This is a genomic window from Pseudomonas syringae CC1557, assembly GCF_000452705.1.
In the GTDB taxonomy this organism is placed as follows: Bacteria; Pseudomonadota; Gammaproteobacteria; order Pseudomonadales; family Pseudomonadaceae; genus Aquipseudomonas; species Aquipseudomonas syringae_F.
On the sequence record NZ_CP007014.1, the window covers coordinates 5200391 to 5225170 of the forward strand.

Here is a 24780-nt window from a genome sequence, read left to right on the forward strand (position 1 = left end):
GTTTTCCTTGCAGTACTGCGCCTGCTGAATCAGATATCACGGCTGCACCAGAACAACTCGTGCCGTCGCACCGCTTTGCGGAAGAATTCGTTTTCACCCTCAGCCGGCCAGCGGCGACCGGCCAAAATACGCTGCAAGGAGCGACGCATACGACGCTTGAACGGCATTGGCGGCTGCAGGTCATGCATCATGCCCAGCGCCATCGCCTTGTCTCTTTGGGTCTCAACCGACAATTGAAGGCTGTACGGCACCAGCGGCAGCTGGCCATCGAACACTGGTGGCAGGCTGATGCCCGTGTAGGCATCGCCCATCGGCCAGCGGTCGTTGTCGTGCAGGTGGTTGGCGTAACCAAGCAGCACGTCTGGCTGCCATTCAAGCCCGACCAGCGCTTCACGCACCGCCGCCTGGGCGCAGATATGGTCGGGATGCGGATCGATGGCCGGGTGCGGCATGACAATAACCTGTGGCCTGGCCTTGAGGATCAGCGTGCGCAGGTCGGCCAGCAAATTGTTCCAGGTCGGCTGGCCGTCATCGCCGGGCAACGACAGGGTATTGAACTGACGGAACAACCGGGTATCGGTCAGCTCAGCCTCTCGCGACCCGACCGGCGTGTCCGGTGCCGCTTGCATGGCGGGCAGTTGCAGGCAGAAATAACCCAACTGCACACACTGCGACTCGGGCACACCGCCCCAGCGCGCTACCGCAATGCTGTCCCAGGCCCGCAGGCGGCCCTTCATGCGCGCAGCCTCGGCGCGCTGCATGCCCATCTGTTGGTAATGCTCGGCTTCGATTTCACCGGCGGTCAGCGTGACAATCCATGCTTCCTCGGCCTGACTGTACAGCCCGAACGCGGCCAGTTCGGCATCGTCGGCGTGCGGCGCAATGACCATGACACGCTGCTGGCGCGCGTCTGGCTGACGAAACAGCCAGAGGCGCGGCGCAGCTGAAAGACCACAGAAACGCCCGCGCAAATGCAGCACACCAGCGGCCAGCGGCTCGCCGAGCCCGGTCAGGTTCAGATAACGCACACCGGAGACACCACGCTCGAAAGCCTGCCGGTCGTGTAAACCCAGCCCGCGCAACTCGACGAACGGATCGAGAAAACGCCCCAGCCACGTGCTTTTGATCGTCAGCGCCAGGATCAGCGTCTCGTCGCCTGCCAGTTGCAGCGGTTTACTCAGTACCAGCTTGCCACTGTCGAAATGCACGTCTGGCACTTCGCTGTCGGCAGGAAAGGTGTACTGATAATCGTCGGATGGCGAGTAGAACAGATGATCGGCAAACCATGCTTCATGAGCGATCCATGCACAAAACGCCAGAACCGGTGCCAGCCACCAGGCAACCCATACACCGAGAGCAATCAACAGAAACAGACCACCCAGCAACGCCAGCCGCTTGTTACGGCGATGGCGTTTGAGCAACTGTTGCTTGCGGCTCAAAGCTGGAACACCGGAACGGGGTTGCACCATCGGTCCTTGTACTCGCGGTCGGCACGACCAAAGGAAAAACGCAATGATTTGCCCAGCGCCCGGGCGTCTTCCCAGGCGGATTGGGTATTGACGAAGCTCAGCACACTGCCCGGACTGAAATCACGGGTTTCGGGATCAACGCCACCGTTGACGTACTCGATGCTGACCCACTGCGGCGCTTCAACGCGGTACACCAGTTGAATGGCGATGGGCGCGTCGTTGAGAAACACTACCGAGCCGATCAGCAGCTCGCGCAACAACTCGATGACCTCGGCCTTGTGCCGGGCGCCAGTGGCCTCAAAGCCCCAGCGACGCTGGAACAGATCGCAATACATGCTCGCCAGCTCGGCACTGCTGAATTCGCTGACAGGCCGTACCGAGCCGCCAGCCTCTTCAAGCAGACGAAGTTCGCGACGCTGGTTGTAGCGGAATTTCTTCGACAGCTCTTCAGGCGTGCGTGCCATTGCCAGTGATTCGGCCTGCGGTTTGAACGTGCTGATTCGGCCTTCGTTGAGCGCAGAGACGTAGCGAGCCCGATGGCGAACCGGCACCTGAACGTCCTCGGCCACCGGAAGAATCAGCTCGGCATTGCCCAGATCGAACAGGCCTTTTTTGCCGTGACGTTTGAGCTCGTCCTTGGAGAGCGCCAGCGAGCGCCCCCAAGTGGCAATCGCGGCCTTTACTTCACCGCCCTGTTCCCAGGCCAGGTAGCGCACCGCGATGCCGGCAAACTCGGACAGGCGTGCAACGACCAGCGGGTGAGTGGCCACACTGCCACCCAATTGCTGCCAGGCCTGCTCATAAGCCGCGGCATCGATCGGCACCCAGCCACGCTCGCGCCAGCCTTTGAATCGATTGAGCATCAGGCCCCCGCCGTCAGGCTGGAGACTTGCGGCAAGCGCCAGAAGACATCGCGTACCGCATGATCGGAAAAGCGTTCACGCAAGCGCAGCAGCATACGTTCGGCGCAATCCTGACGCTGCTCGTCGTCAAGCCCCGCCATGTGCAGCAGGCCATGCGCCAGGCTGTGAACATCGCCCAACGGGAACAGCAAGCCGACATCTTCGACCACTTCCTTCGCGCCGCCGCACGAGGTCGCAACCAGTGGCACACCAGCCACCATCGCTTCCAGAAGCACCATGCCGAACGGCTCGTGGTCCGAACTCAACGCGAACACATTGAACGCCTTGAAGTAGCGGCGCGCGTCAGGCACCTGTCCCAGGAACAGCACCTGAGCGCCAATGCCCAGTTCCAGCGCCAGTGCCTTGAGGGTTTCTTCAAGACGGCCCTTGCCGAGAATCACCAGTTGGCTGTTCTCGGGAAGGCTGGGCAGTGCCTCGGCAAAACCGCGCAACAGCGTGGCCTGATCCTTGTCTGGATGCAGACGGCCGACGTTGCCGACAATCCATGCTGACTGCGATAACCCCAGCTCTGCGCGCGCATCTTCAACAGAAAACTGGCTGCCCTGAAGTTGCTCGACATCGATGCGGTTGTACAAGGTCTGAATGCGCTCGGCCGGCCACTTCGGCAGGCTGTTGCGCATATCATCGCGCACTGCATCAGAGACACCGAGCAGGCTCAGGCGCTTGCGAAACAGGGTGGCGAACAATTTGCGCGTTCGACGCTTGTAGTCGCCGAACGCATGGTGCACGCCGATCACTGGCAGGCTGGTCGCCAGCAGCGCGATGTACACCGGCTTGAAACGGTGGGCGATGCAGAAGCTGAAACTGCGCGTGGCGGCGATTTTGCGCAGATCACGGATAGCGCCCAGCTTCAGGCCACGAATGGCGCTGGAGCTGTACTCCATGAACAGCACTTCGTCCGAACCGCAGTCAGCGACCACATCAGGGTCGGCGGCGCCAGTCAGAAACACCGTCGTCACTCGATAGCCCTTGCCGGCGAACAGGCTGGCGTATTGCCGCGCGCAGTCCAGAAACGGCCCGTCATAGCCGTGGCAGAACTGCAGCACGTGACGTTCAGCCGAGCGTGTCATATGCCTCGACGCCCTCTTTGACCACCAGAATGTCTTCCATGATCAGGTACTCCAGATCCGAGCCGAAGAACATGTTCAGGGCATCGGTCGGCGAGCAGATCATCGGTTCGCCACGGCGGTTCAGCGAGGTGTTCAGCGAAACGCCGTTGCCGGTCAGGTTTTCCAGCGCCTTCATCATGTCGTAGTAGCGCGGGTTGTACTCGCGCTTGAGCACCTGGGCACGTGAAGTGCCGTCTTCGTGAACGACTTCCGGCACGCGGGTCTTCCACTCTTCGGCGACTTCGAACGTGAACGTCATGAACGGCGCAGGGTGATCGATCTTGATCATCTGGGGCGCAACGGTGTCGAGCATCGACGGGCAGAAAGGCCTCCAGCGCTCGCGGAACTTGATCTGGTGGTTGATGCGGTCAGCCACGCCGGTAACGCTCGGGCAACCGATGATCGAACGACCGCCCAGCGCGCGCGGACCGAACTCCATACGGCCCTGGAACCAGGCAACCGGGTTGCCCTTGACCATGATCTCGGCAATCCGCTCTGGCGTATTGTCGATCTGGCGCCAGACCGGCTTGCTCGGGTGACGCGCACAGGCTGCAATCACGTCTTCGTTGCTGTAGGAAGGGCCGAGGTAGACGTGTTCCATCTTCTCGACCGGCACACCACGGGCGTGCGATACATAAGCCGCAGCGCCCACTGCCGTGCCGGCATCGCCGGACGCGGGCTGGACGAACAGTTCCTTGACTTCAGGACGGGCGATGATGCGCTGGTTGAGCTTGACGTTCAGCGCACAGCCACCGGCAAAGGCGATCTTGCCGGTTTCCTTGAGGATGTCACCCAGGTAGTGGTCCATCATCTGCAACGCAAGCTTTTCGAACAGCGCCTGCATGCTCGCGGCGTAATGGATGTACGGCTCGTCGGCCACATCGCCGACGCGTTTCGGGCCGAGCCATTCGATCAGCTTCGGCGAGAAGTAGAAGCCCTTGCCGTTCTCTTTATAGCGACGCAGGCCGATCACGTTGGCCAGCTCGGTATTGATGATCAGCTCGCCGTTTTCGAAAGTCGCCAGACGCGAAAAGTCGTACTTGCTGGCATCGCCATACGGCGCCATGCCCATGACCTTGAATTCGCCGTCGAGCATCTCGAAACCGAGAAATTCGGTGATCGCGCCGTACAGGCCGCCCAGCGAATCCGGATCGAAGAATTCCTTGATCTTGTGGATCTTGCCGTTTTCACCGTAGCCGAAGAAGGTCGTGGCGTACTCGCCCTTGCCGTCGATGCCCATGATTGCGGTTTTCTCGGTGAAACCGGAGCAGTGGTAAGCGCTGGACGCGTGGGCCAGGTGATGCTCGACCGGCTCGATCTTGATCTTTCTCGGATCGAAGCCCAGTTGCTCAAGGCACCAGACAATCTTGTTGCGATAGCGCTTGTAACGGCGGTTGCCCATCAGCAGCGCGTCGAGGGCGCGATCCGGGGCATACCAGTAACGCTTGGCATAGTGCCAGCGGGCTTTGCCGAACAGGCTGATAGGGGCGAACGGAATCGCGACCACATCGACATCCGATGGCTTGATGCCTGCCTGCTCCAGACAGAACTTCGCCGACTCGTAGGGCATGCGGTTCTTTGCGTGCTTGTCGCGAACGAAGCGTTCTTCTTCGGCTGCTGCGACCAGCTTGCCGTCGATATAAAGCGCTGCGGAAGGATCATGGCTAAGGGCGCCGGACAGGCCAAGGATCGTCAATGCCACTGGGTCTAGCCTCTTTGTCTGCACACAGGCGCATCGCGCCCGAGAAAAGGTGTGCCCCCGCACAGCAGGCTGAGGGCAGCTAAAGGGCGGGATTATAACGTAATGGCCGAAGATTGGCTCGACGGCCTGAAATGTCCCCACAAGGCGCTCGCCAGACGCTGTAAGAAACGTCTCTTTCACCGCACTCGATAACTATCTATGACGTGTCCCCCGCTGCGTTTGATTAATTGAGGCCCATTAATAGCCGGCCCGAAGGCCGCCGCTCAAACCTCAGCGCCCCGAGCGCGCAATGGGAAAACCCTCATGACACACACACTGCCCCCTGTCCTTATAACCCCCGTACCGTTGGCACCGGCCGACACCTGGCCGGCAGCCTCGGCCGCCCTGGGCAGGCTCGATGAACTGCGCACCTTACTGGCGGACGAACTGCAAGCACTGCCAAGACCCGGCGAAACTCTGCTGACGGCCATCGGCGGAGTCGAGTCGGCCGAGCGAGAGCTGGAGATTTTCAGCCTGCTGCAACAGATTGACGACTTCTGGACTGCCCCCGGAGAAACCGGGGAGAGCCGCCGGGAGCGGCTTGAGCCTGCCTTGCAGCGCGCATTGCGTGATGAAGCCAGCGTCAGGATTCACGAGCGCGATCTGGAAAGTGGCTACCTGGCCTGCCTGCCCGCCTTGTCCGAAGTGCCGCAAGATGCTGCGCTCACTTACCACTCCCTGAGCGTGCAACTGCATGATGACGAGCAACTGGAGCTGGCCGGCGTACTGGCGATATCCCAGGCACAGGACCGCACTCTGCTGCTTCTGCCAGGAATCGGCATCATGGCCTTCGCCAACCAGGCCCTGATGGGCGAAACGCTGGCGCGCTGGCTCAACACGCCGTCGCTGCAAAGCGGTCTTCTGAATACGGTCGAACGGCAACAACAGGAACGACTGGCTGAAATCATCCAGGACGCCGACCTGTACCTTGAGCCCTTCACGGCCGCCGACGTGCAGCTACAGCCCTTGAACACAGCACCCTTCAAGCATGCGCTGGATCGCCTGCTGAACAAACAGCGCAATGACGTTCGCCATGCCTGCGAACGAGCGGACATAGTTGACCAGAAACGGCGTCAGGAGCTGATTCAGGAAGCCATCGACATGCATGGCATGTTCGGCCCCGCGTCCATGCTCGAGCTGCGTGAGCTCAGCAACCGGCAACGTCAGTACCAGCAGAACATGCCGGACTGGATGAAGATCGCCAGTGAGGCCGATCTGAGCATTTATAGCGAGCACTTGCGCCGCTACGACGAGGCGCATGCCGTCATGCTCAGCGTGTTGGGCAGCGCTGCATCACCCGAGCAATTCGCCGAAGCACATCTGCGCAGGCGACTGGCCAATGATCTAGGTCACGACCTGGCCCCGCACGCGCTGACCATCGACACACTGCGCACGCTGCCATCGACCAGCGAGACCTACCGCGTGAGCCGCTCGCTGGTGCAATTGGCGCTCTACGGCCTGCATCCGAATGACGCCGTCGCAGGCTCGGACTTCCTCGACAACACTGTCATCCGCCTGAATGACGCGCCTCTGCCAGCGGCCTGTTCGACGGTAACCCCGGCGTACCTCGCCGGCCTGATCAGCGAGCTGGAGCTGCGCGCAACCTTTGGCGATTTTCAGCGAACGGTCTACCAGAAAGAACACAACCTGCATCTGTTGCGCGTGCTGGCGCGAACCCGCCTCAGCGCGCTGGCCTGGGCAGCGAAGATGCAGGGGCATATTCGCCCTGAAGATTTCGCCATCGTTGCGGCATCGACAACCCCGCCACAGAACACGCCAAACCCCACGTTGCGCGTGCAGCAGATCCGCCTGAACAGACATAACGTGATGGCCAGGCTGCTGGTGTTTCGCAAGCAGGACGCGCAGGGTCAGACAGAACGGCTGATCATGGTCGCGCTGGACGCTCCGGGCCAGCATTTCAAGGCATTCGACACTGAAACCCACCTGCTCCACGAGGTGGTCGGCTGGAGTGCGTCGCCTGCGATGAGTGCCTGGCTGCTTGATCAGGTGGACGTCGCTGCACGCCCTGAACTCGCGCAGCAACTGGCGGCCCTCAGTCAGAAACCCCAACCGAAAGAAGACTTCCTGCAATTCATTGATCACCCCGACTGTGAGGCAGCTTTGCGCAGCTTTACCGACGAACAGACCCTCGTGATGCTTTCCGAGCAGGCCAATCACACCCCGGACTGGTATTTGCGTGCCAGTCGTGAACAGCGCCGCGAACTGCTGGCACTCGAAGAGGCTATCGGAGGCGCACTCGGCAACTACCAGGCCTACACGCAGGTCCAGCCGTTCAAGGACTACGTTCATCAGCGCGCCAGCCAGCAACTCGGCAAGCTGCTGAGTGTGCCGGCCGGCACGCTGGACCCAGATCTGATCGTGATCACCAGCGAGCGCGAAACACTGACCTACACCGACATGCTGCTCAATGGCTACGACGACAGCATCGACCCTGTTCGCACCTCTGCTGACGCACAGGCGACCTTCAGCGGCCCGGAGGGGGTGGACCTCAGCGCCCTGACGCCCGCGGGAGTGGCAGGCTCGGTACGCGGCAAATGGCTGGCGGACGATTACATTGCGCTGATCAGGAACACCTTGCTGAATACTGAAAACGCCGGTTACGCCGAGCGACGTCAGGCCAGCGTGCTGATCACTCAGCTACAGATGAAAGCAGCCGCATTGCGCAGTCTTTTGAAAGGCCACATCGAAGCGGCGCACTATACCTGGCTGCAACAATCGCTGGACAACGCGCACCTGAACAGTCCGGCCGCTCGCGAGCAATACCCGCTGTATCCCTTGCAGTTGCATATCGACAAACCGCTGATCGCTTCCGGGCTGACCGACATCGATCAACTGGTTATTCCGAGCCATCTGCTGACCCATGTTGAAACCGTGCAGGGATGCCTGGTGATTCTGCCGATGCAGATTCGCCACGCTGCATTGCTCTACACACCGCAAGCACCTGACGGCATCGAGTTCCGTCTGTTCAGCGACTTCGCAAGCTCGCTGAACAGCGAAGGCATGATCGATTATTACAAGGATCGCTGCCGGATCAAGGCGCGCCGGACCCTCTCATTTTTCCTGCGCGATATGCGGCAAGGCAATGCCAACAAGCCGCCGGTCATTCCCAAAGCATTCATTTCCGACGTTGCCAGCACCTGCTACAACTGGCCACTCGAATGCAGGCTGCGGGACGTGGAAGAGACCACCACCGGCCGCAACGACATGCTGTCCCATCTGATCTGGATCAGTGTCGAGATCATTGCCACCGCGCTGACCCTGCCCTTCCCTCCCGCAAGCTTTGCGGTTGGCAGCCTGTTGTCCTTGCACGAAAGTGGTCAGGCACTTGTCGCACTGACCGAAGGTGACAAGGACCGCGCCACCGCTTACATCGTGTCGGCACTGTTCAACGGGATCGGCGCAGGCGGCGATCTGCTGACAGGTCTGAAAGGCTTTGGCGGCGTGCTGCATAACCTTGAGCAAGGCCGCGAATCAGCACCCGTGCTGCGCTCACTCCAGCGGCAGTCTTCCCTGCCCCGCTACGAGGACCTGTACCCGGTTGAGCTGCAAGAGCAGGCCTTCCTGCTCGGCAAGCCCAACGCCAACGGCCATGCTGCGGTTTTCCATGCGACTCCTGTCGCTTCAGCGCCGCCGATTGCAACCGGCCAGTTCGCCGCACGAAAAGCCAGTGGTGCCTGGCAGCCGCTGCTCCCTACACCCGCTACTGTGACGCGCGCGCCTTCAGGTGTGCGCACCGATCTGGCCGTCGCTATTTCACTGGATAACCTGCCACATATCACCGACGGTCACGCAAAAGGCGTGTGTCTGGTCAACGGCAAACATTACATCGAGCTCTCCGGCCAAACTTTTGAGGTCCAGTACGACGCCGGTCTGCGCGGCTGGCAAATCATCGATCCGGCCAATCCATTCGCGTTCTTCGGTAATCAGCCGGTGCGCCTGGATGGACAGGGGCAGTGGCTGATCGTCGAGCGGCAGCGACTGCATGGAGGCGGACTGGAGAGCCCGGCAAACTATCGACCATTGCCTGAAGAGGCAGCCGGAGTCTCGACCGACACGTTAAATGACTTCGAGATGCCAAGCACCCTGCGCGCGCACCTGGACATTGTCATCAGCAAGAAACCCTTTGATCCGACCGGGTCAGGTATGGAAGCCTATTTCGAGTTCTATTTCACAGAGGTGCGGCAAACCTTTACCGCGCTTCGGGAAAAACTCTATCAGGACGCTCAGGCTTTTTTTGCCCGATTCCCCCTGCCGCCCAAACTGCCACTACCGACTAATGAACTGCCCGGTAGCGTCGAGACGCTGATCGAGCACGTCTTCACTCACAGCAACGGGCTGGTCTTCAGCGAGGCACCGAAATCGGTAGCCAGCAAGCGTCTGCTCCTGCTCAACATGCCCTTGCTGGCAGAACAGCGCGTCGAAGTTCTGTACATCGAACACCTGCTGACCGACAAACACTTGCCCAAGCTGGCCAAATACCAAGCGCTGGGCAAAAAAAGCCGCACTGGCTCCAAAGAGCTCAAGTACTACCTGCGCGAAACCAATCGCGGGGCCTTGAACAATTCAAGCACCGAGTACGATTACTACCACCTGATCAAGGCAGCCCACCGCTATGGAATCGAGGTGCGCCCGTTCAGCTCATCGATCAGTTATCCGTTTCTCGGTCATCCGGTGCTAGCCGCTGCGGACGACCCGGCGGCTGCCACCAAAATGAGCAACTTCTTCGGGCACAAGCTCATCAGCCACGACATTGCAGCCGATTCCTCAAAGCGCTGGGTAGCGCTGCTCGATCAGAAACTTGCCACGACACATGATCAGATACCCGGTATCGCCGACATGCATGGTGTGCCCAGCGTACACGTCAAAGACCTTCAGGCAGGACGCCCGACCCGCATCAGGCAAGGTGCCTACGCGTCACCACCCGGGCAGTCGTCGATTCGCTGTGACTTCAGCATAGCGTTTGCAGACCCGACACGGACTGCCATCCCGCTGCCCCCCGCCACCCCTCTGGATGAAATGCTTGTCCGCGAACTGGGGAGCCCAACGTCTGTTGTCGATGGCGAGCACTGGGCAGGCCAGTACGGTTTTGTCCGGGCTGAAAGCGATGCATGGCTGCATGTGGACCCAGAAGACTGGACCGCCAACAGCCCGGCAACAGCGATTCAGCAATCCCTGACCGACGCGATCTACGAAATGCCGCTGGACACCCGAACGACCTTTCATACGTTGGCGAACTTCGAAAAGAGGGGCCTTGATATGGAGTACTTTTTCGACGATCCGGAATTCGAAACTGTTCGCGACATCTTCGCCCTGCGCCGCAAAAGACTGCAACAGGATGCCGCCACGATCAGCGTTGCAGAACTGCCGCCTCGTCCGGTGTTACCCGTCATCGCGCCGCAGACAAGTACGTCTGAACTGCTTGAAACGCTATACACGCAGGCTGACGGCATCGTCATCGGCGAGTCGCATTTTTCCGTCGCCAGCAAAAAACTCATCATCGACAACTTGCCGTTGCTGTCAGAGCAAAACGTCAGGACGCTGTACATGGAGCACCTGCTGACCGATATACACCAGGCGGATCTGGATCGTTTCTTTGAAACCGGCCAGATGAGCAAGACCCTGCTTCACGACCTGAAAACGCTGGACCAGGGGCATTACACCGACCCGAACAAGGTTTATACCTTCGAGCAACTGGTCATCAAGGCGCGACAGCAGGGCATTGAAGTGCGAGCCATCGACTGCGCAAGCAGCTACCACCTCAAAGGTATCGCCAGGGAAGAAGCCATTACCCGTCAGCAAATGATGAACTACTTTGCGTCGCGCACCCTGCGCAGGCATCAGGAGGTCATGGGTTCACACAGATGGATCGCGCTGGTTGGCAATAGCCATGCGAATGTCTATCAGGGCGTCGTGCCCGGCATTGCCGAACTGCAGGGCGGAATCGGTCTGCGGGTCGTCGACGTGGCAACAGGACAATCGAGGGGCGTATTTCCAGATCCCGGAGAGCTTGTTTCAGGACGCATCGCAACACACAAAGTACACATCAAAAGCGATTATCGGGTCGAGATTGAAGTGCCGCGCCCTGCCAATGCCGCCCGCCCTACCAGACCGCTGGCCATTGAACAGCGCCTCGCGAAGCCAGGGATGTTTCTGGTGGAGGAAGGCGAAGGCAATTTGCAGACAATTGTGCATCGCGCACGCGACACATTGGTTTACCGCACTCCGGTGCGGGTTAACGGCAAGGGCAAACTGTATGTGGAACGTCTTAGCTGGCCGCGCGTCCACCTCGTGCCCTTTGACGACATGGACGGGTTGCTGGCGGCGTTGCGGGAAATGCAACTGACGCGGGTGGGCTGAATTCCCTGAGGCGCTGGCTCAGGCCAGCGTGATTTTCGGCAGACGCTGCTCCAGCAATTGGTGCAGCGCACTGCTCTGCGGCCAGTTGCGCATGAAACGTGCCCGGTCGCGAGCATAAGCCGAAGCGAAGGACGATTGCGAACTGTGCTGCTGCATGGCATCCAGATCGATCAGCGCCCAGCGATCCTTGTGCCAGAACAGGTTATGGCCCTTGAGATCGCCATGACTGATGCGTTCCCGGATCAGCTGTGCAAACAGTTGATCCAGCGCCAGTAACTCGGCCTCCGGGGCATCGCCGCTTTGCACGTGAGGTGCAAAACGTTCGATGATGTCCGGCCCATCCAGAAACTCGGTGACCAGCCAGGCCTTGCTACGCAGGCCCAGAAAACGCTGTTCCTGCACCGCCAGCGGTTTTGGCGTGGCGATACCGAGAAACATCAGGCGATTACCTTCGCGCCAGGAATGCCAGGCACGACTGGGGCGCCAGAAGCGCTTGAGCCAGTGCGTGAGATTCTTGATGTTGTAGCGCTTGATGACCAGCGTGCGGCCATTGACCTCAATCCGGCCTACGCTCGCAGCGCCACCGGTCTTGTACAGGTGGCACTTGTCGAGCAAGGCATCGGCCCGCTCCAGCACCGGCAGCATGACCGCCTCTTCGTCACGGCGAATTGCACGAAACACTGAAGCGCTGTGTTTGACGCTGAACAGACTGCAATCGCGCACCGTCTTGCCCATGAAATCCCTGAGCCGCCAGCTACGGACCTTGTCGATCTGTTTTTGCAGCGCTTCCATCGGCAAGCCATGCTCGGCGTTGCTCAGCAGGTAATGCACCAGCAGCTCTTCAGTGTACGGCTCAAAGGACCTGGGCAACTGGGCAAAGAACACACCGAGGTTTTCCAGCACTTTCTGCCGCGACAACGGCTGCCCGGCCTGTTCAGCGCGAATGCCGGCACCGTCGATCAGGTACAACTGCCCGTTATGGCGCAGCAGGTTGTCCAGGTGCAGGTCTTCCTGCCATAAGCCTTTCGCGTGCTGCAACGCGATGGCCGTCAGCGCCTCGCCGAGTACCGCCTGCTGCTCATCGGCCAGCGGCGGCAGGTCCTGCACGTCGGCCCAGGCATCTCCCAGGCTGGGGGCTGGCTCCAGAAATTCGAACAGCAACCAGCCACCCTCGCCTTCCTGCAAACCGTCGGCCAGTAACAGCGGGGTCTTCAGGCCTTGCCCGGCCAGCAACCGCACACCCGCCAGTTCACGCTGAAAGTGCCGGGCAGCCTTGTCGCCGACCAGCAGTTTGGCCAGCACCGAACGTCCGCGCCATACACCAGCACCGACGTAACGCTGCCCTGGCAATACGCGCAGCAACGTCAATAATTGCAGCTCGGCAGTACCGGCAGCATCTGCAAGGGTAAGGCTCATCGGTAACGCGGGGGTGCGGCCGGCGTTCTTGAGTTCAGACAAACGCATCAACGGGTCTCTTTATCGTTGCGGTGTTGAAGGTCACGTTTATGAGCGCTGCGCCTGCCCAGACGCGCATGCCAGGCGTCGACCAGCAGGCTGTCCGGGGAGGCTTGCAGGTAAGCCGCCAACAGCTCGCGCAGCTCGGTCTCATTCCATATCGGCGCACGTCGCAGCAACGGCTCCAGATCCCGTGCAAGATCACGCTTGCCAAAGATCACCGGACGGGTTTTTTCAAGGTCGATCAGTTGCGCCCCGTAACCCCTACCCTCTGGTTGAAGGAAAATATGTTTGGGGTAGAAACAGCCGTGGACTTGACCTGCGCTGTGCAACGTATGCGCCAGCCGGCCACAGGCCTGAAGTATGGCCAGACGCTGACCCGCCTCAAGGCTGCCCCATTGCTGCAACAGCTCGTCAAGATCAGTCCAGCCATCCAGCGCACGGGTCATGAGGATCGCGCGGTGCTCGCCGGCGGCTTTTTGCTCGCCATAGAACACCGCTTGCAGTGCAGGAATGCCCAGCTTGCGGTAGCGACTGATGTTGCGAAACTCGCGAGAGAAGGACGGCTCGCCAAACGGACGATGCAAGGTGTACGTCAGGTAGTTGCTCTGGCGCTTGAGGTAAAACCCATGGCCGTCCAGATCAAGGCGAAACACGCTGCTCCAGCCGCCGCGTCCGGTATTGGGCTCGTCGACGGCATCCAGCTGAAGATTCCATAGCGATTCAAAATCGACCAGGCCGTGGCGCTCCAGTAGCGCCCGATCGGCACTGGCAATAAACACGCTCATTCACGGCCCTCGAAAAAGCTGACGATATGTCGAATACGTTTTTTGTCCGAGGCGTTCAAGCGCGCCCGTTGGCGGTACTGCATGTAGAAGCGCAGGCGTTGGGTGGCTGACAGGTGGTACTTGGCAACCTTGTCCAGGCACGCGAGGTCCTTGGTGATCCGGTAGCGCAGCATGAAGCTCCACCAGAATGCACCGTTGGGGCAGTCGATGAAAAACAGCTTGCCCACGTTATCGACCAACAGGTTTCGCCACTTCAGATCGTTATGCGTGAAATGCCTGTCGTGCATGATGCGCGTGTAAGCAGCCAGCTGGCGACTGATGCCTTCTACCCAGTGCCTGTCGGCCAGCAACGGATCGTTGCGCTTGGCCAGCACCGACAGATCGTTGGTATTCGGCAGCTCACGGGTGATCAATGCACCGCGATCATAGGCCGCACCATTGCGCTCCAGCCCCCAGGCCACTACCTCGGCCGTGGGAATGCCCCATTTGGCGAAACGCTTGAGGTTCTGCCACTCGGACTTGACCCGAGGCCTGCCCATGTAACGACGCAGGCCCTTGCCGGCACTTACGTAACGCTTGACGTAATAGTTGACCCCGGAGCGTTCGACGCGGATGACTTCGGACATCGGGTCGCGGGTCAGGCGCTGGCCTTCCAGGGCAAACACCGCGTCCAGGCTGCCAAAGTCACGCTCAAGGAACGCGTACTCGGGTTCGAGCTTCCAGCCCGCCATCAGAGCGCATCCCCATATCGCACTTTACGTTGATACAACTTGTCGGCTTTCTTATCCAGCCACGTCAGCAGCGCCGCTTCCTTGAGCAGTATTTCCCGCAACGGCTTCTGAAAGTAATCCTTGAGAAAACGCAACTTGTCGCGCCGGGTCAGGCCGATGTCCAGCGCCGAGAAATACAGCGCGGCCAGGTCCTTGTTGCGCCAGCGTGGCGTTATGGCCCGCCGTGTCTGAGCACGGTGCAGGTCGATGACCGACAGCCTGAATTCGTCGGCCGTCACCGGTTTGTCGGTGTGCAACAGGAAGTGACAGATGTAACAGTCGCGGTGATTGACGCCGGCCCGATGCATCATCCCGACCAGTCGCGCAACCTCGGCAATGAACGCCCTTTTCAGACGCGGCTCGGGCGGCTCGGTGCGCCAGTTGAGGCTGACGTCCTCAAGGCTGGTGGTGGGTGCCAGTTCTTCAGTCACGATGAAGGAATGCTGCGCGGCGGGATTGCTGCCGCGTTCGCCGTAGGCGACGGCAGTCATGGTCGGCACGCCGACTTCGTGGAGGCGCTCGATGGCGTCCCACTCCTTGCCCGCGCCCAGCACCGGAAGCTTCGCCGTTGCGAGGTTCTTGGCGATCTCGCCCCAGCCAATGCCGCGGTGGATCTTGACGAAATAACCGCGCCCGTCGACTTCAGTGCGCAGCGTACGACGCCCTTCCAGCTCGCGATAAACCTCACCGCTCAGGCCTTCTACCTCGGCGAAGGCATCGCGCCCGGCCCACAGGCTCTTGAACGGTTCAGCAAGGAACAGCTTCATCAGTCGTGCTCCGCCAGAATTACATCCGCAGCGTGTTGCGGCATGCTGTAAAGGTCCGCCGTGTCAGCGAAGGCCAGGCCGTTGCGACTCCAGGCGCTGCGCGCGGCGGCGTCCTGAAGCATGCTGGCCAGATAGCGATTGAGCTGAGCCTGATCAAACGGTTCGTCAAGGACCCGACCGCAATCGGCTTCGGCAATGTAATGCGCATAACCGCAGACCGCGCTGACCAGCACCGGCAAACCGGCCACCAGTGCTTCGAGCAGCACCGTGCCGGTGTTTTCGTTGTAGGCAGGGTGAATCAGCAGATCGGCACCTATCAGGAAACGCGGAATATCGCTGCGCCCTTTCATAAAGGTCACCCGATCGCCCAAGCCAAGCGTGGCGCTCTGCCGCTGGAATAACGTGGGGTCATCCTGACCGATTACAAACAGACGCGTACGTTTCTGCAATTCGGCAGGCAGCGCCGCCAGCGCTTTCAGGCTGCGATCGACGCCCTTTGTCTTGAAACCGGAGCCGATCTGCACCAATAACAGGTCATCGTCAGCCAGACCGAATTCCCCGCGAAAGTCGCCACGAATCTGCGGCGCGTCAGGTGGCGCGCGGCGATCCTGGGAAATGCCCGGCGGTAAAAGATGGAACCGCGACAGCGGCGTGTCGTAATGCTTGATGAACAACGGCTGTTGCACTTCGGAAATCATCAACACCTGAGTGTTCGATTCTTTGGCAAACACCGCTCGTTCGTAATCGGCAAAATGACGATAGCGCCCCCACTTTCGATACAGCGGGCTGCGCAAGTTCTGCGCCTTGTCTTCGAAACACCCGTCGGCGGCGTAATACACATCCAGCCCCGGCATTTTATTGAAGCCGATCAAGCGGTCGACCGGGCGACGGGCCAGATCGGCCTCCATCCAGGCGGTGAGTTTCTCGTTGCGCCGATGGTTGAAGAACGCCTTGACCGGCGCGACCAGCACCTCGAAGCCGGGCGGCACCTCGCCCTCCCAGATCAGCGTGTAGACGCGAGTCTGATGGCCACGCTGCTGGCACTCCAGCGCGATGCGCATGAAGTCGCGTTGCAGGCCGCCAAACGGAAAATATTTGTAGAGTACGAAAGCCAGTTGCATCAGCCAGGTTCCTTTGCCAGCAATAGCGCGCCCAGTTGGCTCGCCACTCGCTCGGGATTCAAACGAGTAAAGCACAACGGCCACTCGCGTTTCAGGTCAAACCGGCGCTGATCGTCGGCGGTCGGTTGGTACGTGCATTTCTTTTGCAGGCAGGGCGCACAGCCCGGGTAGTCACTGGCCAGATGCACCTGCGACTTGCCGTAAGCCCCGGTCAGCCCCGGATTGGTCGGGCCGAACAGGGAAATCGTCGGTACGTCCAGCGCTGCGGCCAGGTGCCCGATACCGGTATCGACCGCGACACAAGCCTGTGCGCTGGCCAATACCCGAGCCACGCCTGCCAGATTCAGTTTCGGCAGCACATGAGCACTGTCCAGCCCCTCGGCGATGCGCTCGGCACGCGCCTTCTCTGTCGGGTTGCCCCATGGCAACTGCACCTGAAAACCGCGCGCGGCCATCAACTCGGCCAGTTGTCGCCAATAGACCTCGGGCCAGTGTTTGGTGTCCCAGGTCGTGCCGTGCAGAAACAGTACAAAAGGCGCTTGCGGCGCGCCGTCAATTGCAGCCAAGGGCTTGAGCCCGTAATCACCCATGCCGACAGGCAACGGATAGTCCAGCGCCTGAGCGAACAATTGGCGCAGCCGTTCGACGGCATGCTGTCCGCGCGCCACAGGCAAGGCCCGATCATAAAAACGGCTGGCAACTGGCTCGCGCGCCGAGTCGCGGTCCAGGCCGACCACCGGCGCGTCGATGTAGCGTGTCAGCCAGGCACTTTTGAACAGGCCCTGAGCGTCAATCACCAGATCATAACGCTGCTCGCGCACTCGATCCTTGAAGCGCTTCCATTCGCCAGAGCGAAAAGTCTGCCAGAGGTTCTTGCGCCAGCGGCGGATCGCCACCGGGATCACCCTGTCGACCGCCGGGTGCCAGGCAGGAATTTCAGCAAAGCCTTCTTCCACAACCCAGTCGAAGCGGATGCCGGGCAGCGCCCGTGCCGCATCGGTCAGCGCGGGCAAGGCGTGGATCACATCGCCCAGCGAGGAAGTCTTGATCAGCAGTACCCGCAAGATCAGGCCACCTCCACCGGTGTGATGTTCAGGCGGGTCAACGCCTGAATCACGGCGCCCGGCTCAAGCAGACGCATGCAGTTGTAATGACCGAAACGGCAGGTGCGGTCAAAGCACGGGCTGCATTCAAGGCCCAGCCGGACCACTTCGACTTGATCGGCCAGCGGCGGTGTAAAGCCCGGCGAGGTGGAGCCGTAAACGGCCACCAGTGGCCGGTTGAGCGCCGCAGCCACATGCATAAGGCCGGAATCGTTGGACACGACCGCATCGGCACAGGACAGCAGATCAATGGCTTCGGCAAGCGAGGTTTCGCCACTGAGGTTGACAGACTCCTCACGCAAGCCGGGAATCAATTCCTGACGAATGCTTTCGCCAACCGGATGGTCTTTCTTCGAACCGAACAGCCAGACCTGCCAGCCTTCACGAATGCTGGCTTCAGCTACCTGCGCGTAATGCTCGGCCGGCCAGCGCTTGGACTCACCGAACTCGGCACCCGGGCACAACGCCAGCACGGGACGGTCCAGGGTCAGGCCAAACTTGCTCAATGCGGCGTCGCGAGTCACGGGGTCAATACGCAGGCTCGGTTTGGGATAAGGACGCGGCAACTCAGCGCCCTTGTCGAAGGCCAGCGCCATGAAGCGCTCGATCATCAGCGGGTAACGCTGTTTGTCGAGGGTACGCACGTCGTTGAGCAGGCCGTAGCGGAATTCGCCGCGCCAGCCGGTGCGTTTCGGGATACCGGCGAAAAACGGCACCAGCGCCGATTTCAGCGAGTTGGGCAGCAGGATTGCCTGATCGTACTGGCCAGCGAGAGACTTGCCGATCCGACGGCGTGTCGCCAGTTCGAGGGCGCCATGGCCAAGCGGAAAACTGAGCGCAGCGCGAACCTCTGGCATGCGCTCCAGAATCGGACGACTCCATTCAGGCGCCAGCACGTCGATTTCGCACTCGGGATGACGCTGTTTCAGGCATTGGAACAGCGTTTGTGCCATCACCATGTCACCGACCCAGCTAGGCCCAACGATCAGAATTTTCATGTTCCATCCAAAAACGACCAGAAACGATCAGGGAGGCCGATCAGACTGCGTGACGTTCCCACACAATCTGTCGCCTCCCTGTCATAGCTTTATAGAATGTTGCACTGTCACAGAGCATTACCTTTCAGGCTCAGCTCAACCCCATCTGCGTCCAGATTCGCATCACTTCACGCCGCTGGGCATGAAACTGATCGCCGCTGACCACACCGGCCTGCTTCTGCAAGGCCTGACGGTGAGCTGCCGAACGATAGGCCTTGTAGGCCTCGCGCAACAGGCTGGCATCTGCATCGGGCAGCAGCCCGGCGCCTTCCAGCCCTTCGAGAATCCGGATGTTGTCGGTGTATTGCAGCAGCGCGGGATGCTCTCTCGACCACGCCAAGGCGGCGTATTGCACCATAAATTCGATATCGACGATACCTCCGGCATCCTGCTTGAGGTCGAACGGCATTGCGGCTTCGAAGGCATTGGCCGCCCTGCCCGCCGCTGTCAGCCGGGTGCCGAGGTTGTCACGCATCTTGGCGCGCATCTCGCTGACTTCGGCACGCAACGTGTCCAGATCGCGCTCACGGCCCAGAACAGCGGCACGCACTTTCTCGAATTCACGGCCGACATCCGGGCTGCCGGTCAGCACCCGGGCGCGCACCAGTGCCTGATGCTCCCAGGTCCAGGCCTCACTGGCCTGATAACGGGCAAACGCGCCAAGCGAGCTGACCAGTAGCCCGGATGCGCCGGACGGCCGCAAACGCATGTCAACGTCATACAACTGACCGGAGTTGGTCTGCGTGGTCAGCAAGTGAATCACCCGCTGCCCCAGCCGGGTGAAGAACTGCGCACTGTCGATGGGTTTGGCACCGTCGGTTTCGGCTTGCAGATCACCGTCATGAATGAACACCAGGTCCAGATCGGAACCGTGCCCCAGTTCGATGCCACCGACCTTGCCGTAACCGACAATCACGAACCCCGGATCGCACAATGTGCCGTCCGGGCGCAGCGGCGTGCCATGGCGGGCTACGCTGTAACGCCAGGCCAGCGCCAGCACCTGATCCAGAATCGCTTCGGCCAGCCAGGTCAGGTAATCACTGACCTTCATCAACGGCAGGCTACCGGAAATTTCCGAAGCCGCTACACGCAGACTGTGCGCCAGCTTGAAATGCCGCAGCGCTTCCATTTGCTGCTCAAGATCGTCCTCGGGAATACGGATCAGCCGCTCACGCAGTTCGGCGGCCAGTTCCGGCGCCAAGGGCGGATTGAACAGGCGACCTTCATTGAGCAGTTCATCGAGCAACAACGGGAAGCGCGCGATCTGCTCCGCGATCCATGGACTCGCCGCGCACAGGGTCAGCAGTTGCCGCAATGCATCCGGGTTTTCGGTCAGCAGCACCAGATACGCCGAGCGCCGGGCGACCGCCTCCACCAGCGGCAGCACGCGCTCCAGCACCAGATCGGGCTTTTCATGCTCTACCGCCTGTGCCAGCAGCCTTGGGATAAAGGCGTCCAGGCGCTCGCGACTGAGGCGCTGCATCGAGCGCAGACTCGGGCTGCTGCGCAGACTGGCCAGACCTTTGAGTGCCTTGTCGGCATTGACGAAACCGGCCTGCTGCAACTGCTGGCCAGCCGCCTGCTCGTTCTGCGACTCTTCCCACAACGGCAGCCACTCGCCGCCGACCACCACTTCACTGTTGTCGTCTTGCTCATCGTCGGGATCGGCGTCAGGGTCAGCGATGACCTGACGGAAGTGCCAGGACACCCGGCCGCGCCAATACATCAGCCGCTCATGAAAGGTGGCCCAGTCGGCGAAGCCCATGATCAGCGCAATACGCGCCTGATCCTGCTCGTTATCCGGCAGCATTTGCGTCTGACGGTCGGCAATGGCCTGAATCGCATGCTCGGTGTAACGCAGAAACTCATAGCCCTCGCGCAGTTCCTCGGTTACCGCGGAGGGTAGATAGCCCTGCCCTTCAAGCGTCTTGAGCACTTTGAACAGCGGACGCTGTTGCAGACTCAGGTCGCGGCCGCCGTGGATCAACTGGAAGGCCTGAGCAATAAATTCCACTTCACGGATGCCACCGGCACCCAACTTGATGTTTGCCGCCATGCCCTTGCGCTTCACTTCCTGCTGAATCAGCTGCTTCATGGTGCGCAGCGCCTCGATGGCCGAGAAGTCCAGGTAACGGCGATACACGAACGGGCGCAGCATCTCCAACAACTCGGCACCTGCTGCCTGATCGCCGCCGACCACCCGCGCCTTGATCATCGCGTAGCGTTCCCAGTCGCGCCCCTGATCCTGGTAATACTGCTCCAGCGCATTGAAACTGAGCACCAGCGCCCCGGATGAACCGTAGGGCCGCAGGCGCATATCGACGCGAAACACAAAACCGTCAACGGTGACCGGGTCCAGCGCCTTGATCAGCCGCTGGCCCAGACGAATGAAGAACTCCTGGTTATCCAGTGCGCGCTTGGTGCCTTGCGTCTCGCCACCCTCGGGATAGGCGAAGATCAGGTCAATGTCCGACGAAAGGTTAAGCTCGACCGCCCCGAGCTTGCCCATGCCAAGGATGACCATGTGCTGCGGCTGCCCTGAATGGCGACCGGTCGGCGTGCCAAACTGCTGGCAATGCCGTGGATACAGCCACTGGTAGGCGAGATCAATCGAAGCATCGGCCATTTCCGAGAGGTCACGGCAGGTCTCGATCAGGTCGGCCTGACGCGTCAGGTCGCGCCAGATAATCCGGACTTGCTGGCGTGCGCGTTGTCGACGTAGATTACGCCCCAACTCGTCTTCGCTGGCGGCACTCTGCAGCGCTTCGGCAATTTGCCCGCGCAGTTCACCGGCAGAGAAGCTACGCTCCAGCTCGCCCGCATCGGCCAGTTGCAGCAGCATCTGCGGGTCACGGCAGACCTGCTCGGTTACAAAATCACTGGCGGCACAGACTCGGTCGAAAGCGTTGCGGCGCGCTTCGGGCCAAGCCTCGAACAACGCAGGTGCTTCGTCCGACACAGCCGCCAGCGCAGTGCGGAAGGATTGCCGGGCACGGGTCATCAATGGCAGCAGAATGGCCGGAAATTCGGCCAGTGAAGGTAGGCTCATGGTCTATCCTTGATCGGCGTGCAAACGGCCGCTCGTCGTGAATGCGAGACGCGTCTGACAGCACCGCTTGTCGAACAAAGGTTATAAATTGCTGGAAAAATCAAATTAGAAGCATAAAAATCCGCTTTTTACCTGCAAGATATTCAATAGCGATCAACAGTAACGTTTTAAGTTACAACACAATAGAAGCGATTGAGTCGCTTCTCTGTAGTTTTACTACTGGGTACGTTACCTGGAGGGCTGAAATCGGCGTCGATTTGTAGTAAAACTACACGCCGCCGGATCCCACCTTCCGGTAATCCAAGAATTTATGTCGTCTGCCCACAAGGCCAGTCGCAAACTCAGGCAACCGATTCTGGAAGCCTTTCCGCCCTGGAGCAAGCCATGCAAGACCTCGATCCCGTCGAAACCCAGGAATGGCTGGACGCCCTGGAATCGGTTCTCGACAAAGAAGGCGAAGACCGTGCTCACTACCTGATGACCCGTATGGGCGAGCTGGCCACCCGTAGTGGTTCGCAGCTGCCGTACGCCATCACCACGCCATACCGCAACACGATTCCTGTCACCCACGAAGCACGCATGCCTGGCGACCTGTTCATGGAACGCCGCATTCGCTCGCTGGTGCGCTGGAACGCCTTGGCCATGGTTGTCAAAACCAACATCGGCGACCCGGATCTGGGCGGCCACATCTCCAGCTTCGCCTCCAGTGCCACGCTGTATGACATCGGTTTCAACTATTTCTTCCAGGCCCCGACCGACGAACACGGCGGCGACCTGATCTACTTCCAGGGCCACGCATCGCCAGGCGTTTACGCCCGTGCATTCATGGAAGGCCGCATCACCGAAGAGCAAATGAACAACTTCCGTCAGGAAGTCGACGGCAACGGCCTGTCGTCTTACCCACACCCGTGGCTGATGAAAGACTTCTGGCAGTTCCCGACTGTATCGATGGGCCTTGGCCCGATCCAGGCGATCTACCAGGCGCGCTTCATGAAGTACCTGGAGCACCGCGGTTATATCCCGGAAGGCAAGCAGAAAGTCTGGTGCTTCCTGGGCGACGGCGAGACCGACGAGCCGGAATCCCTGGGCGCCATCGCCCTGGCCGGTCGCGAGAAGCTCGACAACCTGATCTTCGTCGTCAACTGCAACCTGCAGCGCCTCGACGGCCCGGTTCGCGGCAACGCCAAGATCATCCAGGAACTGGAAGGCGTGTTCCGTGGCGCGCAATGGAACGTCACCAAAGTCATCTGGGGCCGTTTCTGGGACCCGCTGCTGGCCAAGGACGTCGACGGTATCCTGCAACGTCGTATGGACGAAGTCATCGACGGCGAATACCAGAACTACAAGGCCAAGGACGGCGCGTTCGTTCGCGAGCACTTCTTCAATTCGCCTGAACTCAAAGCGATGGTTGCCGATCTGTCCGACGACGAGATCTGGAAGCTCAACCGTGGCGGCCACGACCCGTACAAGGTCTACGCGGCGTACCACGAAGCCGTCAACCACAAGGGTCAACCGACCGTGGTGCTGGCCAAGACCATCAAGGGTTATGGCACCGGCGCTGGCGAAGCGAAAAACACTGCGCACAACACCAAGAAGGTCGATGTCGACAGCCTGCGTCACTTCCGCGACCGTTTCGACATCCCGATCAAGGACGCCGAGCTGGAATCACTGCCGTTCTACAAGCCGGAAGAAGGCAGCGCCGAAGCCCGTTACCTGAGCGAGCGTCGTGCTGCGCTGGGCGGCTTTGTACCGCAGCGTCGCGCACAGAGCTTCAGCCTGCCGACCCCGCCAATCGAGACCCTCAAGGCCATCCTTGATGGCTCGGGCGACCGCGAAATATCCACCACCATGGCCTTCGTGCGCATCCTGACGCAACTGGTCAAGGACAAGGAAATCGGTCAGCGCATCGTGCCGATCATTCCGGACGAAGCCCGTACCTTCGGTATGGAAGGCATGTTCCGCCAGCTGGGCATCTACTCGTCGGTCGGCCAGCTCTACGAGCCAGTCGATAAAGAACAAGTGATGTTCTATCGCGAAGACAAGAAAGGCCAGATTCTCGAAGAAGGCATCAACGAAGCGGGCGCCATGTCCTCCTTCATCGCTGCCGGTACTTCGTATTCCAGCCACAACCAGCCGATGATTCCGTTCTACATCTTCTACTCGATGTTCGGTTTCCAGCGTATCGGCGACCTGGCATGGGCTGCTGGCGACAGCCGCACCCGTGGCTTCCTGATCGGCGGCACCGCCGGCCGTACCACGCTGAACGGCGAAGGTCTGCAGCACGAAGACGGTCACAGCCACATCCTGGCGTCGACCATCCCGAACTGCCGCACCTTCGACCCGACTTACGGTTACGAACTGGCAGTGATCATCCAGGACGGCATGCGCCGGATGTTCGAAGAGCAGCAGGACGTTTTCTACTACCTGACCGTGATGAACGAGTCCTACGCCCAGCCAGCCATGCCGGCCGGTGTGGAAGAAGGCATCGTCAAGGGCATGTACCTGCTCGAAGAAGACACCAGGGAAGCGGCGCACCACGTCCAGTTGCTGGGCTCGGGCACCATCCTGCGTGAAGTTCGCGAAGCGGCGAAGATTCTCCGTGACGAGTTCAACATCGGCGCTGACGTGTGGAGCGTTACCAGCTTCAACGAACTGCGCCGCGACGGTCTGGCGGTAGAGCGCAACAACCGCCTGCACCCTGGCCAGAAGCCGGAACTGAGCTATGTTGAGCAGTGCCTCAATGGTCGTAAAGGCCCGGTCATTGCCTCTACCGACTACATGAAACTGTTCGCTGACCAGATTCGTCAGTGGGTTCCGACCAAGGAATACAAAGTCCTGGGCACCGACGGTTTCGGCCGTAGCGACAGCCGCAAGAAGCTGCGTCACTTCTTTGAAGTCGATCGCCACTTCGTGGTGCTCGCAGCCCTGGAAGCCTTGGCTGATCGTGGCGATATCGAACCTAAAGTCGTGGCGGAAGCCATCGTCAAGTTCGGCATCGATCCTGAAAAACGCAATCCACTGGACTGCTAAGAGTCTGCTTCAAGAGCGCTGATCAGAGCGTAAACAGCCA

Annotated in this window: 14 protein-coding genes; 2 read left to right on the forward strand and 12 right to left on the reverse strand. The window is 60.3% G+C overall.

Annotated features, from left to right (window positions below):
• Positions 1-29: 29 nt before the first annotated feature.
• Genes N018_RS22955 through N018_RS22970 form a run of 4 tightly spaced genes read right to left on the reverse strand, consistent with a single transcriptional unit; the run spans position 30 to position 5203 of the window.
• Positions 30-1439, reverse strand: coding sequence for a PIG-L family deacetylase (locus N018_RS22955; protein ID WP_025390835.1), 1410 nt, complete (start codon positions 1437-1439; stop codon positions 30-32).
• The gene (locus tag N018_RS22960; protein ID WP_024644749.1) at positions 1436-2332 is read right to left on the reverse strand and encodes an antimicrobial resistance protein Mig-14; all 897 of its coding nucleotides are present in this window, start codon (positions 2330-2332) and stop codon (positions 1436-1438) included. Before N018_RS22960 ends, N018_RS22955 begins: the two co-directional genes overlap by 4 nt.
• Entirely contained in the window at positions 2332-3462 is a 1131-nt protein-coding gene (locus N018_RS22965; RefSeq protein ID WP_025390836.1) for a glycosyltransferase, read from the reverse strand. Before N018_RS22965 ends, N018_RS22960 begins: the two co-directional genes overlap by 1 nt.
• Positions 3446-5203 carry a carbamoyltransferase family protein gene (locus N018_RS22970; protein ID WP_025390837.1) on the reverse strand — a complete coding sequence of 586 codons (1758 nt, stop codon included), beginning with the start codon at positions 5201-5203 and terminating at the stop codon, positions 3446-3448. The genes N018_RS22965 and N018_RS22970 overlap by 17 nt, the downstream gene beginning before the upstream one ends.
• Before the next feature lie 303 nt (positions 5204-5506).
• Here N018_RS22970 and N018_RS22975 point away from each other — a divergent pair, with 303 nt between their 5' ends.
• The gene (locus N018_RS22975; RefSeq protein WP_025390838.1) at positions 5507-11620 is read left to right on the forward strand and encodes a membrane-targeted effector domain-containing toxin; all 6114 of its coding nucleotides are present in this window, start codon (positions 5507-5509) and stop codon (positions 11618-11620) included.
• A gap of 18 nt (positions 11621-11638) precedes the next feature.
• Here N018_RS22975 and N018_RS22980 read toward each other — a convergent pair whose 3' ends face one another.
• The 8 genes from N018_RS22980 to glnE form a co-directional block, all read right to left on the reverse strand.
• A complete protein-coding gene (locus tag N018_RS22980; RefSeq protein ID WP_025390839.1) occupies positions 11639-13084 on the reverse strand; it encodes a lipopolysaccharide kinase InaA family protein in 1446 nt (481 codons plus the stop codon).
• Positions 13084-13863, reverse strand: coding sequence for a lipopolysaccharide kinase InaA family protein (locus N018_RS22985; RefSeq protein WP_025390840.1), 780 nt, complete (start codon positions 13861-13863; stop codon positions 13084-13086). Before N018_RS22985 ends, N018_RS22980 begins: the two co-directional genes overlap by 1 nt.
• A complete protein-coding gene (locus N018_RS22990) occupies positions 13860-14594 on the reverse strand; it encodes a lipopolysaccharide kinase InaA family protein (RefSeq protein ID WP_024644743.1) in 735 nt (244 codons plus the stop codon). The genes N018_RS22985 and N018_RS22990 overlap by 4 nt, the downstream gene beginning before the upstream one ends.
• On the reverse strand, positions 14594-15400 hold the full coding sequence (gene rfaP, locus N018_RS22995; RefSeq protein WP_025390841.1) for a lipopolysaccharide core heptose(I) kinase RfaP: 807 nt from the start codon (positions 15398-15400) through the stop codon (positions 14594-14596). Before rfaP ends, N018_RS22990 begins: the two co-directional genes overlap by 1 nt.
• Positions 15400-16521: a glycosyltransferase family 4 protein gene (locus N018_RS23000; RefSeq protein WP_025390842.1), complete on the reverse strand. Its 1122-nt coding sequence runs from the start codon at positions 16519-16521 to the stop codon at positions 15400-15402. The genes rfaP and N018_RS23000 overlap by 1 nt, the downstream gene beginning before the upstream one ends.
• Positions 16521-17585, reverse strand: coding sequence for a lipopolysaccharide heptosyltransferase I (waaC, locus tag N018_RS23005; RefSeq protein ID WP_024644740.1), 1065 nt, complete (start codon positions 17583-17585; stop codon positions 16521-16523). Before waaC ends, N018_RS23000 begins: the two co-directional genes overlap by 1 nt.
• Positions 17586-17587: 2 nt before the next feature.
• Positions 17588-18622: a lipopolysaccharide heptosyltransferase II gene (waaF, locus tag N018_RS23010; RefSeq protein WP_025390843.1), complete on the reverse strand. Its 1035-nt coding sequence runs from the start codon at positions 18620-18622 to the stop codon at positions 17588-17590.
• A gap of 130 nt (positions 18623-18752) precedes the next feature.
• Positions 18753-21710 (reverse strand): bifunctional [glutamate--ammonia ligase]-adenylyl-L-tyrosine phosphorylase/[glutamate--ammonia-ligase] adenylyltransferase, encoded by a 2958-nt coding sequence (glnE, locus tag N018_RS23015; protein WP_024644738.1) that lies wholly within the window; start codon positions 21708-21710, stop codon positions 18753-18755.
• 384 nt (positions 21711-22094) lie between these two features.
• On the opposite strand from glnE, the gene aceE reads away from it, so the two are divergent.
• Positions 22095-24740 carry a pyruvate dehydrogenase (acetyl-transferring), homodimeric type gene (gene aceE, locus N018_RS23020; RefSeq protein WP_024644737.1) on the forward strand — a complete coding sequence of 882 codons (2646 nt, stop codon included), beginning with the start codon at positions 22095-22097 and terminating at the stop codon, positions 24738-24740.
• Positions 24741-24780 lie beyond the last annotated feature (40 nt).